Annotated in this window: 14 protein-coding genes; 8 read left to right on the forward strand and 6 right to left on the reverse strand. The window is 68.0% G+C overall.

Annotated features, from left to right (window positions below; all coding sequences use genetic code 11):
- The first annotated feature begins 31 nt into the window (after positions 1–31).
- A complete protein-coding gene (locus BAY61_RS13840) occupies positions 32–2,044 on the forward strand; it encodes an acyltransferase family protein (protein ID WP_091797960.1) in 2,013 nt (670 codons plus the stop codon).
- Between the two features lie 25 nt (positions 2,045–2,069).
- On the opposite strand, the gene BAY61_RS13845 is transcribed toward BAY61_RS13840, so the two are convergent.
- From BAY61_RS13845 to BAY61_RS13860, 4 genes are all read right to left on the reverse strand, one after another.
- Positions 2,070–2,948, reverse strand: a complete 879-nt coding sequence (locus BAY61_RS13845; protein ID WP_091797963.1) for an ABC transporter permease — start codon at positions 2,946–2,948, stop codon at positions 2,070–2,072.
- Positions 2,935–3,762, reverse strand: coding sequence for an ABC transporter ATP-binding protein (locus BAY61_RS13850; RefSeq protein WP_091797965.1), 828 nt, complete (start codon positions 3,760–3,762; stop codon positions 2,935–2,937). Before BAY61_RS13850 ends, BAY61_RS13845 begins: the two co-directional genes overlap by 14 nt.
- Before the next feature lie 16 nt (positions 3,763–3,778).
- On the reverse strand, positions 3,779–4,813 hold the full coding sequence (locus BAY61_RS13855) for an ABC transporter substrate-binding protein (protein WP_245866209.1): 1,035 nt from the start codon (positions 4,811–4,813) through the stop codon (positions 3,779–3,781).
- Positions 4,814–5,052: 239 nt separating this feature from the next.
- Positions 5,053–6,939 carry an FAD/NAD(P)-binding protein gene (locus tag BAY61_RS13860; protein WP_091797971.1) on the reverse strand — a complete coding sequence of 629 codons (1,887 nt, stop codon included), beginning with the start codon at positions 6,937–6,939 and terminating at the stop codon, positions 5,053–5,055.
- A 191-nt stretch (positions 6,940–7,130) separates the two neighbouring features.
- Here BAY61_RS13860 and BAY61_RS13865 point away from each other — a divergent pair, with 191 nt between their 5' ends.
- A complete protein-coding gene (locus BAY61_RS13865) occupies positions 7,131–7,949 on the forward strand; it encodes a DUF1684 domain-containing protein (protein WP_091797974.1) in 819 nt (272 codons plus the stop codon).
- A 2-nt stretch (positions 7,950–7,951) separates the two neighbouring features.
- Here BAY61_RS13865 and BAY61_RS13870 read toward each other — a convergent pair whose 3' ends face one another.
- Complete coding sequence (locus BAY61_RS13870; protein ID WP_091798918.1) at positions 7,952–8,335, reverse strand: cupin domain-containing protein; 384 nt, start codon at positions 8,333–8,335, stop codon at positions 7,952–7,954.
- Between the two features lie 277 nt (positions 8,336–8,612).
- Between BAY61_RS13870 and BAY61_RS13875 the strand changes: the two genes are divergently transcribed.
- Genes BAY61_RS13875 through ssuE form a run of 3 tightly spaced genes read left to right on the forward strand, consistent with a single transcriptional unit; the run spans position 8,613 to position 10,172 of the window.
- Positions 8,613–9,191 (forward strand): cysteine dioxygenase, encoded by a 579-nt coding sequence (locus tag BAY61_RS13875; protein WP_091797977.1) that lies wholly within the window; start codon positions 8,613–8,615, stop codon positions 9,189–9,191.
- A complete protein-coding gene (locus BAY61_RS13880) occupies positions 9,188–9,580 on the forward strand; it encodes a rhodanese-like domain-containing protein (protein ID WP_091797980.1) in 393 nt (130 codons plus the stop codon). Before BAY61_RS13875 ends, BAY61_RS13880 begins: the two co-directional genes overlap by 4 nt.
- A gap of 43 nt (positions 9,581–9,623) precedes the next feature.
- Positions 9,624–10,172, forward strand: coding sequence for an NADPH-dependent FMN reductase (gene ssuE, locus BAY61_RS13885; protein WP_091797983.1), 549 nt, complete (start codon positions 9,624–9,626; stop codon positions 10,170–10,172).
- A gap of 5 nt (positions 10,173–10,177) precedes the next feature.
- On the opposite strand, the gene BAY61_RS13890 is transcribed toward ssuE, so the two are convergent.
- A complete protein-coding gene (locus BAY61_RS13890; RefSeq protein WP_091797988.1) occupies positions 10,178–11,107 on the reverse strand; it encodes a LysR family transcriptional regulator in 930 nt (309 codons plus the stop codon).
- A gap of 104 nt (positions 11,108–11,211) precedes the next feature.
- Between BAY61_RS13890 and BAY61_RS13895 the strand changes: the two genes are divergently transcribed.
- Genes BAY61_RS13895 through BAY61_RS13905 form a run of 3 tightly spaced genes read left to right on the forward strand, consistent with a single transcriptional unit; the run spans position 11,212 to position 14,232 of the window.
- Entirely contained in the window at positions 11,212–12,564 is a 1,353-nt protein-coding gene (locus tag BAY61_RS13895; protein ID WP_091797991.1) for a CitMHS family transporter, read from the forward strand.
- Between the two features lie 22 nt (positions 12,565–12,586).
- Complete coding sequence (locus tag BAY61_RS13900; RefSeq protein WP_091797994.1) at positions 12,587–13,927, forward strand: acyclic terpene utilization AtuA family protein; 1,341 nt, start codon at positions 12,587–12,589, stop codon at positions 13,925–13,927.
- Positions 13,927–14,232 carry an AtuA-related protein gene (locus BAY61_RS13905; protein WP_091798921.1) on the forward strand — a complete coding sequence of 102 codons (306 nt, stop codon included), beginning with the start codon at positions 13,927–13,929 and terminating at the stop codon, positions 14,230–14,232. Before BAY61_RS13900 ends, BAY61_RS13905 begins: the two co-directional genes overlap by 1 nt.
- Positions 14,233–14,272: the final 40 nt, after the last annotated feature.

Genomic DNA, 14,272 nt, shown 5'->3' on the forward strand with positions numbered 1-14,272 from the left:
CCGCCCGTGACGACGCCCGAGTGACGATTCTGTGAAATCCCAGTACCGCCCGGAACTCCAGGGTCTGCGTGCCCTCGCCGCTGCCCTCGTGGTGATCTACCACGTGTGGCTCGGCCGGATCTCGGGCGGTGTGGACGTTTTCTTTCTCGTCACCGGTTTTCTCATCACGGGCCAGCTCTACCGGGCAACGATGCGCGGCCGCATCGAGTTCCGTCCGATGTGGGGCAGGATCATCAAGCGGCTGTTGCCCGCCATGGTCACCGTGTTGCTGGCAACAGTCGCGGTCGCCTTCGTGCTGCTGCCGGAAGTGCGCTGGTTCCAGACCATCAAGGAAGTCGTCGCCTCGGCGTTGTTCGTGGAAAACTGGCGGCTGGCGGCTGATTCGGCCGACTACTTCGCACAGCACGACCAGGCGAGCCTCGTCCAGCACTTCTGGTCGCTTTCCATCCAAGGCCAGTTCTATCTCGTGTGGCCGCTGCTGGTGGTGCTGATCGTCTTCGTGGCGCGGCGCGCGGGCTGGAGCGTGCGCAAGTCGATGTTCGGCGGCCTGGCCGTCGTGTTCGGGATCTCGCTGGCCTACTCGGTGTGGCTCACCGTCGTCGACCAGCCGCTGGCCTACTTCTCGTCGCTGACGAGGGTGTGGGAATTCGCGCTCGGTGGTTTGCTCGCGCTGTCGATCGACAAGATCAGCCTGCCGAAGGCACCGAGGATCGCGCTGGGCTGGCTCGGCGTCGCCGGGTTGGTCTCGGCGGGCCTCATCCTGCAAGTCGGCACCGTTTTCCCCGGGTACGCCGCACTGTGGCCGACGATGGCCGCCGTACTGGTGCTGGTGGCCGGTTCCACGGGCAGCGTGCTCGGTGCCGACCGGCTGCTGTCGTCGAGACCGCTCGGCTATCTCGGCAAGGTCAGCTTCTCGCTGTACCTCTGGCACTGGCCGGTGCTGCTGTTCTATTCGATCGCCAGGGATCGGCCCGAGGTCGGCCTGCGCGGCGGAGCGCTGGTCATCGCGATCTCGCTCGTGCTGGCCGTCGCGACGTTCCACCTCGTGGAGGAGCCCGTCCGCCGGTCGCGGATCGGTGTCACGACGCGGTGGGGTGCCTACCGGTTCGGCGTGCTCGCGCTCGTTCCGGTGCTGCTCGCCGCCGGTGCCTGGCAGCTCGTCGGTCAGCAGCGGGCCTCGTTCACGCTCAACCCCGACGACCCCGTGTACCAGGGTGCGCGTGCCGTCGGCGCGCCGGTCGACGGCTCACAGCCGGCCGCTCACGGCGACGTTCCGCTGATCCCGCCGTTCGCGGCGTTGCCAGACCAGTTCGACAAGTTCGAGGAAGAGGACTGCTGGCTGGCCGAGCGCAACGAGGAACTCGTGGTCTGCACGATCGATCCTCCCGCCGAGGCCGAGCCGACCAAACGGATCGTCGTCGCGGGCGATTCCCATTCCCAGCAGTACAACGCCGCGCTGCGGCCGCTGGTGGAGCAGCGCGGCTGGCAGGTCATCTCGATGGGAAGGGGAGCGTGCCCGCTCTCGACCGACTCGGACAGCCTCCCCGGCGACCAGGCGTGCATGGACTGGAACACCTCGGTCACCGAGGAAATCTTGGAGATGCGGCCCGACGCCGTGCTCACGATCGGCACGAGGGACGTGCGCGTCGGTCTTACCGAGTGGACCCCGCCGGGATACGTCGCCCAGTGGCGTGCCCTTTCCGAGGCCGGAATCCCGGTTGTCGCGGTCAGGGACAACCCGCGCTTCGACTTCGAACCGTCGGACTGCGTGCGCAACAGCAGCACCGGGGCCATGGAGGAATGCGGAGTCCCGCGCGCGGACATCCTGCCCGAGCAGGCTCCTTACGAGACGTTGCCCGACGTGCCTCCGGGGGTGCATTTCCTCGACTTCAGCGATTACTTCTGCCCAGACGGAATGTGTCAGCCGGTGATCGGCAACGTGCTCGTCTATCTCGACGACAACCACGTGACCGCTGCCTATCTCGAAACCATGTCGGCCGTGCTCGACGAGCATCTTGAGGCGACGCTGGGCTGGTCGGCGTAGGTTTTCCTCCTCGCGGGACGACGGGTCACAGCGACGCGGTGAGCCCGCGTGCCCGCAGTACCGCCCTCTCCAAGGGACGGAACACGAGCAGGTCGATGCCGACGCCGACGATGAGGATCAGGAAGATGGCGGCGAGCACCTTGGGCATGTCGTTGAAATCCTGGCCCTGGCTCAGGTAGGCGCCGAGCCCGATGCCGAGTTGTGGCGAGATGGCGATGAGTTCGGCCGCCATGAGGGACCGCCAGGAGAAGGCCCAGCCCTGCTTCAGCCCGGCGAGGTAGCCGGGAAGCGCGGCAGGCAACAAGATCAGCCTGGCTGCGGCCATTCTTCCCGCACCCATCACCGCACCCACCCTCGGAAGGATCGGCGGCACCTGGTCGACACCCGACACCAGCCCGTTGGCGATGGAGGGCACGGAACCCAGCAACACCACGAAGTAGATCGCCGCGTCGTTGATGCCGAACCACAACACGGCCGCGGGAACCCAGGCCACCGAAGGCAGGCTCTGCAATCCCGTCAGCAGCGGCCCGATCGCCGCGCGGACCACCCGCACCCTGGCCACCAGCAGCCCAAGCGGGGTCCCGATCGCCACACCGGCAAGAAAACCGAGCACGGCCCTGTGCAGGGAGGTCCACACGATGCCGAGTACTTCGCCGTCGCTGGCACTGCTCCAGAACTCGTCCCACACCGCGAGCGGCGCCGGCAGCTTGAACTCGGGCCACCACGCCGTGGACCACAGCACCTGCCACACCACGATGACCAGCACGAGCGCCGTCAAGGGCGGCAAAGCCGTTCTGATCAGCCTCCGCCACAACGGCGGCCTGCTCTCCTCGACCGGGGTGTCGAGCGCGTCGAGCCCAGCCTCGACGGCGGCGAGGTCCGTGCCCCCGTCAGCGGGCCGCATGGGTACTGATCACCTCCCGCAGCCGCGCGGTGATCTCGTCGGTGAGCGCGGCAGGGTCGGTGGCCGAGCTGGATTCAGCGCTGGATTCGCTGCCGGATTCGTTGCCGGTGAACCATTCCCGCACCACTTTGCCCGGCCGCGAGGACAGCAGGACGATGCGGCCGCCGAGCCGCACCGCCTCGCGCACGTCGTGCGTGACGAACAGGACGGCCGAACCGAGCCGCCGGTACACCCTCAGCAATTCGTTCTGCAACACGTCTCTGGTGATGGCGTCGAGGGCGGCGAACGGTTCGTCCATGAGCAGCAGGGCGTGCCGTCGTTCGTCGTCCCTTCGTTGCGTCGCGGCCAGCGCCCTCGCGAGCGCGACCCGTTGCCGCATCCCGCCGGAGAGTTCGTGAGGGCGCTTGTCGCCCTGCCCGCCCAGCCGGACCAGTTCCAGCAGTTCCGTGGCCTTCTCCCTGCGTTCCGCGCGCGAGAAACCGGCAAGCCGCAAGGGAAGTTCCACGTTGCGGATGGTCGTCAGCCACGGCATGAGGGCGGCGTCCTGGAACATGACCGCGGGCCGCGAGGTGTTGCGGGTGAGCTGACCCGACGTCGGTTTCTCCAGTCCGGCCACCAGGTTCAGCACGGTGCTCTTGCCGCATCCTGACGCGCCGAGCAGGCAGACGAACTCTCCAGGGGCCACGGTGAGGTCGAGGCCGTCCAGCGCGGTGACGGCGTTTGCTCCGGTGCCGAAGACCTTGACGACACCATCGAGCCGGACGGCGGCTTCCGTGGACTGCCGCCGCTTGCTCTCGTGCAGGGACACACTCATGGATTTCCGGCTTTCGTCAGTTGGCTTGCAGGCCCGCGGCGTCGACTGGCGGTTTGCCCTGCTCCGCGAGTACCTCGTTGAGCAGGCTGAGGTCGAGGAACCCGGAGAGTTCGGCCGCGGCATCCACGACACCGGCGGTCACCGAGTCCTCGGCGAGTTGCGGATACGTGGCGCTCGCTGGATCGGGCGACAGCTCGATGTTGGCGAACGCGCGGTCGAGAACGGGGCCGCTCAGCGTGTCGCCGGTCAGTTTCTCGATGGCCGAGTTGACGACGGACTTCGCCTCGCCGGTGTTGTTCCCTGCCCACTCGGTCGCCGCGATCGCGCCGCGCAGCAGCGCCTTGACGGTCTCAGGATGTTGCCGCACGAATTCGCTGCGGGCGATCATCACCGTCGTCGGGAACTTGCCGTCCGGCCACAGTTGCTTCTCGTCGAGCAGCACGTGCGCACCCGCCTCCTCGACGAGTTGCGACGGCCACGGTTCGGGCAGCCAGCCACCGTCGACCTCACCGCTGCGGAACGCGTCGTAGATCTGGGGGTTCTTCATGTTGGCGACGGTGACGTCGCCGGAGAGATCCTGTTCGCTGAGCCATTTCTTGAGCGCGACGTCCTGCGTGTTGCCCAGTTGCGGGGTGGCGATCGTGGCGCCCTTGAGCTGGTCTTGCGACGTGATCTCGGGCTTGACCACGAGCTGGGCGCCGCCGGAGACCGCGCCGGAGATGAGCTGGATGGTGCCCTCGGATTTGGTGAACGCGTTGATGGCGGGGCCGGAACCGATGAACGCGACGTCCAGCGAACCGCCGAGCAGCGCGTTGACCTCGTCGGGGCCCGCGTTGAACGTCTGGGTCGTCAGCGTCGTCGATCCCAGCTCGTCGGCGAAGAAACCGTTCTCCACCCCGACGATCGCGGGAGCGTGGGTGACGTTCGGGAAGTAGCCGAGCCGGACCTCGGTCGCGGCGCCCTGGTCGGCTTCGGGCGGCGGCTGACCACCGCCCTGGTCGGTCTCGGCACGGGAACAGCTGGCGAGCACGGTCGCGGCCGAGAGGACCATGGCGGCGGCGGTGACGAATCGCGATCTGCGGGAGAAGCTCACGGCGGTTGCCTTTCGGAAAGGGGTCGGCCAGAGCCTCGCATTTACTTTCACCGGTTTCCACGCCATCCGGTTGGTGGGATGAGTCTTGACAGTGCCGTCGAATCAGGTTAATCGAAAAATCCGGATCACGGAATTCCGGTCTATTTATTTCGTTCGTAACGAAAGAAATAGGTCACTGGTATATGTCTACTGTGGACTCAGCGGTATGTGGCCGCCAGCGCAAGTATCCGCCTCGCGACCATGTCGTTCTGCCGCAGTGACAAGGCGTTGGCCCGAGGGCGAGTGAAGGCACCGGCCGACCGCGTGCTGGTGTGCGGGCCGAGTGCGAAAAGGTTTCGGTGAACATGCCCGTTGACGTCGATCATCCTGCCGTCGCGGGTGTGGATTCTGCCGGAACCGATGGCTGGGCCCGGTTGTTCCGGAATCGTCTCCTCGGTGAGCCTGCCCGATTCGTACAGTGAGCGCAGCAGCGGGTCGGCCGCCGCGGTGACACTCGGCGATGGCAATCGTGCCTCGATGAGCGTTCGGGCCGAGAAGGTTCCGGGAAAGCTCGCGCCATCGGCCAAAAACAGCCGTCGCTCGGTGTCGGTGCCGACGCGCAGGCCGGAACCCAGGAAATGCACGATCCCCGCCTCCTGAAGCGCGAGCAGTTCGGCGAGGCGCTGTGGCGGGGGGCCGCTGGCGAAGAAGCTGAAGAAACCGTGCCACCAGCCGTCGAGGTCGGAAAGCTGGGAACGCGCTCCGATCTTCCCCGTCGCGACGAGCGCGGCCAGCTGACCGTAGACCGACAGCAACGCGACGAAGGCGCCGAGGTCGGCGGAGAACGCGGGATTGGCGCGCCTGCCGAGGTCCGCCTCGATGTGGGAGCGTAGATACTTGCCGAAATCTTCGGCCGTGTCGAACGTCCTGCCCTCCAGCGGACGGTCGAGCGCGGTCAGGTCGAGCCGGTCGTCATAGGCCGGCACGGCGGTCTTGACGAGCGAGCGCATCGCGGGACTGTCCCAGCCGGCCTCGGCGAACCTGGCCTCGAAATCGGCCCTCGCCAGGTGAACCCGGTGCGGGTGGCTGGTCAGCAGTTCGCTGTAGTAGCCCCAGGCGATCTCCTTCGCTACGTGGGGCCAGACGTCGCGCCGGAAGTCGAGGCTTCCCGTTCGCTCGGCGAGCTCCCGCACGGTGGCCTCGCCGAAGAAACGGGGGAGCGGCGGCAGCGCCCCGCCGAGCGCGTAGCCCGGCTTCGCGTGATAAGGAACCCCGCGCCGCGATCCCACGTGCAGCACCGGCTCCGCCCCGCTCGGCACGTACCGGAGCGTGCCGGTGTCCAGCCGGTCGAACCTGCCCCCTCTGCCCTCGGTGAGCAGCAGCATCAAGTCGACGAAGGCAAGCCCGAAGCCGCGCACGATGACCGGTTCGCCCGGCGCGACCGCCGAATAGTCGACGTCGGCGGTGTAGCCTGGCGGGTAATAGGACAGTCCGGCCCGTTCGGCGAACGCGGCGAGTTCCGTGGCCGCGCGGTCCGGTTCGGCGTCGATGTGTCCCACGGTCAGTACCGTCGCGTCGGCGCGGAGCGGTCGCGATGCTCCCTCCAGCCATACCCATCCCGGTTCGGCTCCGGTGATCGCCGTTGCCCTGACCCGGTGTTCGCGAATCTCGATCGTGTCCGGCAACCCGGTTCGAACATGGTCGTACACCCAGGAAAGGTAGGCGCTCTGCAACCGCCGGGTCGGAAACGATCGTCCGGTGAGCGAGGCCAGTTCCGCCTCGACGTCGGCGGGCAGGCGCACCGGCAGTCGCCCCCGCCGCACGTTCTCCGCCCATTCGGCGAGCGAGGGACCGCTGCTCACCGGACCGTCCATGCGCACCGTGTCATCGGTGAACATGGTGACGTCCTCCGGCATCGAGTTCATCCGCAGCAGCGGTGATTGCGCGTAGCGCCAGATCCGGCCGGGGCCGGGAGGGTAAGGGTCGATCAGGTGGACGACGATCCGGCGCCCGCGTGCGAATTCGGCGGCGTTGGCCGAGATTCGTTCCAGTACACCGATTCCACGCGGCCCGGCACCCACGATCGCGAGCTGAAATGCCGACACGCTTCCACGTTAGTGTGATCGCGGTGCATTCCGGCAATGGTGTCCGGAGTGTGGACGGCGTTGCGGTAAATGCCGCTGGTGGCCATTGTCGTGCTGTGTTTCCCCGCGCGAGCATACGGCGGCGGAATTGATTCACAGGGTAAGAAACCCGGTGAGGACAGTTGATTTCAGGAAGAGTGAAAAGCGAGCCGATGGCCACCACCGCGCATGACACGAGACGACCCGGAACGGCGAGCGCGACGTCGCTCGCGGAATGGACGTCATGGCACGCCGAACGCGAGCGTGAACTCGCCTTGCCCTACGGCTGGCTCAGCCTCGCCGGGCTGCACTGGCTCGACGATCAGGCGAGGACGTTTCCGGGAGTTCCCGGTGCGTGGAGTGCGGGCAACGGCGCGGCGAGGGTGACGGCGGCCGAAGACGAGGAACTCGTCGTCGACGAACGCGTTCTCGACGGAACGACGCGGCTGAGCATTCACGAATCGGGTTCGGCCCTGTTCGCGACGTTCGGGGACGTGCGGCTGGAATTGCTGCGCAGGGACGGCAGGTTCGGCATCAGGGTCCGTGACCCCCGTACGAAGGCGAGGGAGAACTTCTCCGGAGTGCCGTCCTTCGCTTTCGACCCGGCGTGGGCCATTCCGGCGACCTTCGAACTGTACTCGCCGCCACACGTCATCATGGGCACGACGGCCCAGCCCGGACTACGGAACCGGCTGGAAGTAGTGGGGGAACTGCGATTCGGTTACTCCGGCAGCGAGTACTCACTCGCCGCGACGGCGGGCAAGGGCAGCGACCTCACCGTGTACTTCGGGGATGCGACCAACGGCGGTACCACTGGCTCGTGGCGGACGTTGTCGGTGCCCCGGCCGCGATCGGGAAAGGCCGTGCTCGACTTCAACAGGGCCCTCAACCCGCCTTCGGCGTTCACCGCGTACGGCACCTGCCCTTGCCCACCTCCCGGTAACGTGTTGCCGTTCGCGGTACTGGCCGGGGAGCGCGCGCCCGCGTGGTGAGTTCACGGGTTCGCGACACCGACTGTGCGGGTGAGATCGGGCGCGGGTGACTTGAACTCAAGCCACCGGCTGCCGGTGACGGCGGCGACGGAGTGGGGAACGTGAGCGGGATGCAGCAGCGCCTGTCCGGAGTGGAGTTCGACGTGCTCGCCGCTCACGGTGCCTTCCAGCGCGCCCGACAACAGGTACACGACGCTGTCGTGGTCGTGCTGATGCACCGGCGACGCGACGCCTTCCGGGTACTCGATCTCCAGCAGTACCCCGTTTTCGGCGGCCGTGAGCAACCGGACCCTGCCTTGGCCGCCGAGTAGTGCCTTGCCCTCGACGTGTGTGAGCGGTGTCCATTCAGGGAGGCCGGGGGGCTGCGCGGGCGCACTCGAATCCATGGCCGCGATCATGGCACGGATCATCGCGCCGGGGCAGGTGTGGATTTCTTTCGGAACGAAAGTCTCTGCCGAAGGGGAGTGCCGTTCCGGCCGGCGAGACGGCACCCCCGCGCGGTTGCCATCGTGCGATGATCGCGTCGTGTTCCGAGTTTTCCATGGCTGGCGTGACCGAACCGTCGACTTGCTGCTGGTCGCCTCGTGCGGGTGTCGCCGGGCCTGACCTCATCGCCCCGTGAACATCACAGCCGTACCAGCCGTATTCGGAGTGAACCCGCCCATGACCGCCTTGACCGCTGAACTTGACATCCACCCGGAACTGGACACCGCTTCCCTGCGCGGGCAGCTGAGCCAAGAACGTCCACTGTGGACTCCGCGCCAGCTGCGCGAGCTGACCTTCTCGACGGCGACCGAACTCGCGGGTCCGCTGACCGGCCTGCTGCGCTACGTACCCGAACAACGCTGGTGGCTGCGGCTCGGCCTGACGAGGGGGGTCGAGTTGTGGCTGCTGACCTGGCTGCCGGGGCAGGGAACCCAGCCACACGACCACGGCGGGGCGGCCGGTTCCTTCGCGGTACTGACCGGACGCCTCACCGAGAGCTACCGCTACCCGGGCGGCCCCATCCGGCTGGTCGCGCACGACACGGGGACGGCGGTGGGCTTCGGCGCGGGCCACGCGCACCAGGTGACCAACACCGGCGACGTGCCCGCGGCGAGCGTGCACGCCTATTCGCCTCCGCTCGTGCCGACCCGGCAGTACGCCAGTCTCGCGGACATTCCCGCCGAAATTCCACCCTTGCCCGCGCTGGATCTGACTTTCGACCAACTCAAGGCGCGAGCCGACCTGGAGGGACCGTGACCGTCGATGACCTGCTCGCCGAGGCGCGTTCCGTGCTCACGCGAGTCACGCCCTGGCAAGCACAGGAGCTTCGCGGCTCCGGTGCGTTGCTCGTCGACATCCGGCCCCGGCACGACCGCCTTGCCGAAGGCGAGATTCCGGGTTCGGTGCCCATCGAGCGCATCGTGCTGGAATGGCGACTCGATCCTCGCGGGGCGCACCGCATCGACGGCGTCACCGAGAACAGGCCGATCGTGGTGCTGTGCAACGAGGGCTACGCCTCCAGCCTGGCCGCCAGAGACCTCCGCCGCCTCGGCTTGACCAGGGCGACCGACCTGATCGGTGGGTTCAGAGCCTGGGCACGCGAAGGGCTGCCGGTGAGGGAGGGGGCGACGGAGGCCATCACGTGACCAGTACTGTCCCGCCGCCGCGCCGACCCCCGGGAGATTCGCCGTGTCCAGAATTCTCGCACTGTCCGGAAGTCCCTCGCGGACCTCGAAGACCGAAGCGGTACTCGAACATCTCGCCATCCGGCTTCGCGGTCACGGGCACACGATGGCTCTGGCCCCGGTCAGGGAACTTCCGGCGAGCGCGCTGCTCGCCGGTGACGCGGGGGACCCCGACATCGCGGCACTCGCCGAAGCCATCGCGGGTGCCGACGGCCTCATCGTCGCCTCGCCGGTGTACAAGGCCGCCTACAGTGGACTCCTGAAGTCGTTGCTCGATCTGCTGCCGCAGTTCGCGCTGGAGGGCAAGACGGTGCTGCCGCTCGCCACCGGCGGCAGCCTGGCACACGTGCTCGCCATCGACTACGCCTTCCGGCCGGTTCTGCACTCGATGGGTGCCGAACACGTCATCCAGGGTTACTTCCTGCTTGACCGGTTCATCGAGGTCACGGAAGGCGGTGTGCTGCTCGCGCCAGAGGCCGAACCCGCCCTGTTGTCCATTGTGGATTTCTTCTCGGCCGTGTTGTCGCGGCGGAGCGAGTTCGCGGCGGCCTGACGTCCTCACGCCCACTCGGCGCCGGGTGGCAGGCGCAATCGCTGGGAGCGTGCGGAAGCGAGCAGTTCCATGAGGGCGAGAGCGGGCCGGGAAAGGGGACGTGCCGGGTCATGGATCAGGCAGAGGTCGCGTTCGACGACCGGGCCGGTCAGCGGTCGCTGGTCCAGGTCCGCGAACGCCATCATCGGCAGCACGAGCCCCGGCACGGCCGAGACACCCAGTCCCGCGCCGACGAGCCCGGCGACCGCGCCGATGTTGCGTGCCTCGGTGACCGGCCCGGTCGGCACTTCCCTCGCTGACAGTGTCCGGTCCACATAGGTCCGGATACTGCTCGTCGGGTCGAAAGCCACGAACGGTTCCGCCGCGAGGTCCGCCCAGGTCAATTCCGCGCGCTCGGCGAAGCGGTGCCCGCGCGGGAAGACACAGGCGAACCGGTCGGTGGCCACCCTTCGGGCCCGCAGCGGGGGAGGAACGGTCGCCGCGACCGTGACGGCCATGTCGACCGTGCCCTCGGCGACATGGCCGAGTACCTCGCGGGAAAGGCCGTCGCGGATCGTGACGACGACCCCGGCCCGTTCGGCGCGGAAGGCTGAGATCACCGGAGGCAGCAGCGTGCCGGCCAGTGAGGGAAGCGCCGCGACGGAGACGGTCCCGCGCGTTCCGGCCAGATAGCCGTCGAAGTGGTTGAGGGCGGTGTCGAAGTCGGCAAGCAGTCGCCGTGCGATGGCCAGGAACTGCTCGCCGTCGGCCGTCGGCCGCACGGTCCGGGTGGTGCGGTCGAACAGCGATACGCCGAGTTGCCTCTCGACCTCCAGCACCGTCCGGCTCACCGACGATTGGGCGACGCGCAACTCCCGTGCCGCGGCCGTGTAGCCGCCGAGATCGGCGACCGCGACCGTGGTCCGCAGGTGCCGGATGCCGATATCCATGCCCATATCGCATCAATGTATCTGAAACTTATGTTGGACCCGCCGGGAGGTGACCCGCAGACTCAGTGCCCGAGTCGTTGTCACCAGAATCGAGTGAGAGGCCGGGGCCAATGCTGTCCCTGACGGGTTTCCTGACCATCGGCGTGATTCTCGCCTTGCTGCTGACCAACCGCGTCGCGGGTGTGGTCGCACTGGCGGGCGTGCCGGTGCTGGCAGGGTTGATCGCGGGCTTCACCCCGTCCGAGATCGGCGAGTTCGTCGGCGGCGGACTCGAAGGTGTCGCAGGGGTCGCCACGATGTTCGTGTTCGCGATCGTCTACTTCGGAGTGATGCGCGACGCGGGCCTTTTCGATCCCTTGATCAGACGGATCATGTCGTTCGCGGGCAAAGCACCGGTCACGATCTGTGTCGCGACGACGGCACTGGCCTGCGCGGCGCACCTGGACGGCGCGGGCGCAACGACCTTCCTGATCACCATTCCCGCGATGCTTCCGCTGTTCGACCGGCTCGGGATGAGCCGCCTCGTCCTCACCACCTGCGTCGGTCTTGGTGCCGGGGTGATGAATCTGCTTCCGTGGGGCGGGCCAGGTGCGCGGGCGGCCGCCACGACCGGCGAAGCGGCGAACGACCTGTGGGTTCCGCTGATTCCCGCGCAGGCGGTCGGCGTGGTCGCCGCACTCGGCATCGCCTGGCTGCTTGGCCGCCGTGAGCAGCGGCGCCTCGCCGCGATCCCGGCGCCTTCGGGCGACGAGGAAGGCTCGGCGTTCGCCGATGCCGACGAGCCGGTCGCGACCGAACCCGCCCAGGGAGCCGGGGCAGGGGAGGATCTGCGGCGCCCGCGTTTGCTGTGGTTCAACACGCTGCTGACGATCGGCGTCATCGCGTGCCTCGTCACCGGGGTCGCGCCGCCGGAACTGCTCTTCCTCGTCGCCGCCGTGATCGCGCTCGTCGTGAACTATCCGGGCCTGCGACGGCAGACCGTGCGCATCGAGGCACACGCCAAGGGAGCCATGCTGATGGCGACCACGCTGCTCGCGGCAGGCGTGCTCCTCGGCATCCTCGAAGGCAGCGGCATGATCGAGGCGATGGCATCGACCGCGGCCGGTCTCATCCCCGAGGGCGCGGCACCGGCGTTGCCACTGATCGTCGGTGTGCTCGGCGTACCGTTGAGCCTGCTGTTCGGGCCGGACGCGTTCTACTTCGGAGTGCTTCCCGTGCTCAACGGTGTCGCAGAACAATTCGGGGTCGCCAGCGCTGACATCGCTCAGGCCGCACTGCTCGGCCAGGAGACCGTCGGCTTCCCGATCAGCCCGCTCACCGGTTCGTTCTACCTGCTGGTCGGCTTGGCCGGAGTCGAAATCGGACGGCACATCAGGCACCTGTTCGGATGGGCCTGGCTGGTCAGCCTGATCATGCTGCTGGTCGCCGTCGCCACGGGAGCGGTACCGCTGTGGGCGTCGTGATCCGTCGGAGGAGGAGGGCCGGATGAGCAGAAGAACCGTGCGGCTCGGCGCGGGTGCCGGGTTCGCCGGCGACCGGATCGACCCGGCCGTGGACCTGGCCCGGCGCGGAGAACTCGACTACCTGATATTCGAGTGCCTTGGCGAACGGACGGTCGCGGCGGCGCAGTCGCGGCGGCTGGCCGACCCCGCCTCGGGCTACGACCCGTTGCTGGAAGCCAGGTTGCTGGCCGTGTTGCCCTACGCCGCGGAGGCGGGCACGACCGTGGTCACCAACTCCGGTGCCGCCAATCCGGTCGCGGCCGGTGAACTGGCGGCGCGCATCGCGGCACGATCGGGTCTTGCCTCGCGTGTCGCGGTCGTCACCGGCGATGACGTGCTGGACACGGTGCGCCGCGCCGACCCAGTCGTGTGGGAGACCGGCCAGCGGTTGTCCGCCTGTCAGGACGAGTTGATCTCAGCCAATGCCTACCTCGGTAGCCAACCGGTTGCCGCGGCCCTGGCACAGGGAGCGGACGTGGTGCTCACCGGCAGGCTGGCCGACCCCGCGCTGTACCTCGGCCCGCTGCGATACCGGCACGGCTGGGGCGAGACGGAGTGGGACTCGCTCGGTGCCGGGACGGTGACCGGTCACCTGCTCGAATGCGCGGGCCAGCTCACCGGTGGCTACTTCGCCGACCCCGGCACGAAGCCGGTGCCGGGGATGGCCAGGCTGGGGTTCCCGTTCGCCGACGTCGCCGCCGACGGTACTGCCGTGCTCGGCAAACTTCCCGGAACCGGTGGGAGGCTGGACATCCGCACCTGCGCCGAGCAGTTACTGTACGAAGTGGACGATCCGACTGCCTACCTCACGCCGGACGTCACAGCGGACTTCTCGCGGGTCACATTCACCCAGACCGATGCGGACCAAGTGCTGGTGGAAGGTGCGGGAGGGCGTCCTCGCCCCGAAGACCTCAAGGTGACACTCGGCTTCCGGGGTGGCTGGACCGGCGAGGGGCAGATCGGTTACGCGGGCCCAAGGGCACTCGATCGCGCCAAACTCGCGGGCGACATCGTGCGTGAGCGGCTGGTCGCCGTTCACGGCGTGGACGAGACGGCGATCCGGGTCGAGTACATCGGGGCAGGCGCGCTGTTTCGCGGCTTGGTGTCCGATGTGGATCCGGTCGAGGTCCGGCTACGGGTGTCCGCTCGCGTCGCGGACGCCGAACTCGCCGACGCGATCGGCTGGGAGGTCGAGTCCCTCTACACCAACGGTCCCGCCGGAGGTGGCGGGGCCGCGCGGCACCTCCGCGAGGTGGTGGCCGTCCGCTCGTGCCTGCTGCCGAGGAATTCGGTGCGTCCCGACGTCCATCTGCTGGAGGGGTGATGATTCTCGACGACATCGCGGATGTCCGGGCCGGTGACAAGGGCGACACCCTCATGCTGGCGGTGTTCCCTCGTGACGGCGCGGCATTCGACGCGCTTGAGTCACGTCTCTCCCCTGAGCTCGTGGCCTGCCACTTCGGTTCCGCTGTCACCGGTGGGGTGACGAGGACCGTGCTGCCGGGGCTCCCGGCGTTCGTGTTCCGGGTCCCCGGCGTCCTCGGGGGCGGTGTCACCGGTTCCACCGCACTCGACGGGCACGGCAAGACCCTCGGCTACTACCTCCTCACACTGTCCATTCCGGACTGACAACCTCGGCGGGCTTACTTGCCAGGACGGGTCCGGCATG

The organism is Prauserella marina (assembly GCF_002240355.1).
In the GTDB taxonomy this organism is placed as follows: Bacteria; Actinomycetota; Actinomycetes; order Mycobacteriales; family Pseudonocardiaceae; genus Prauserella_A; species Prauserella_A marina.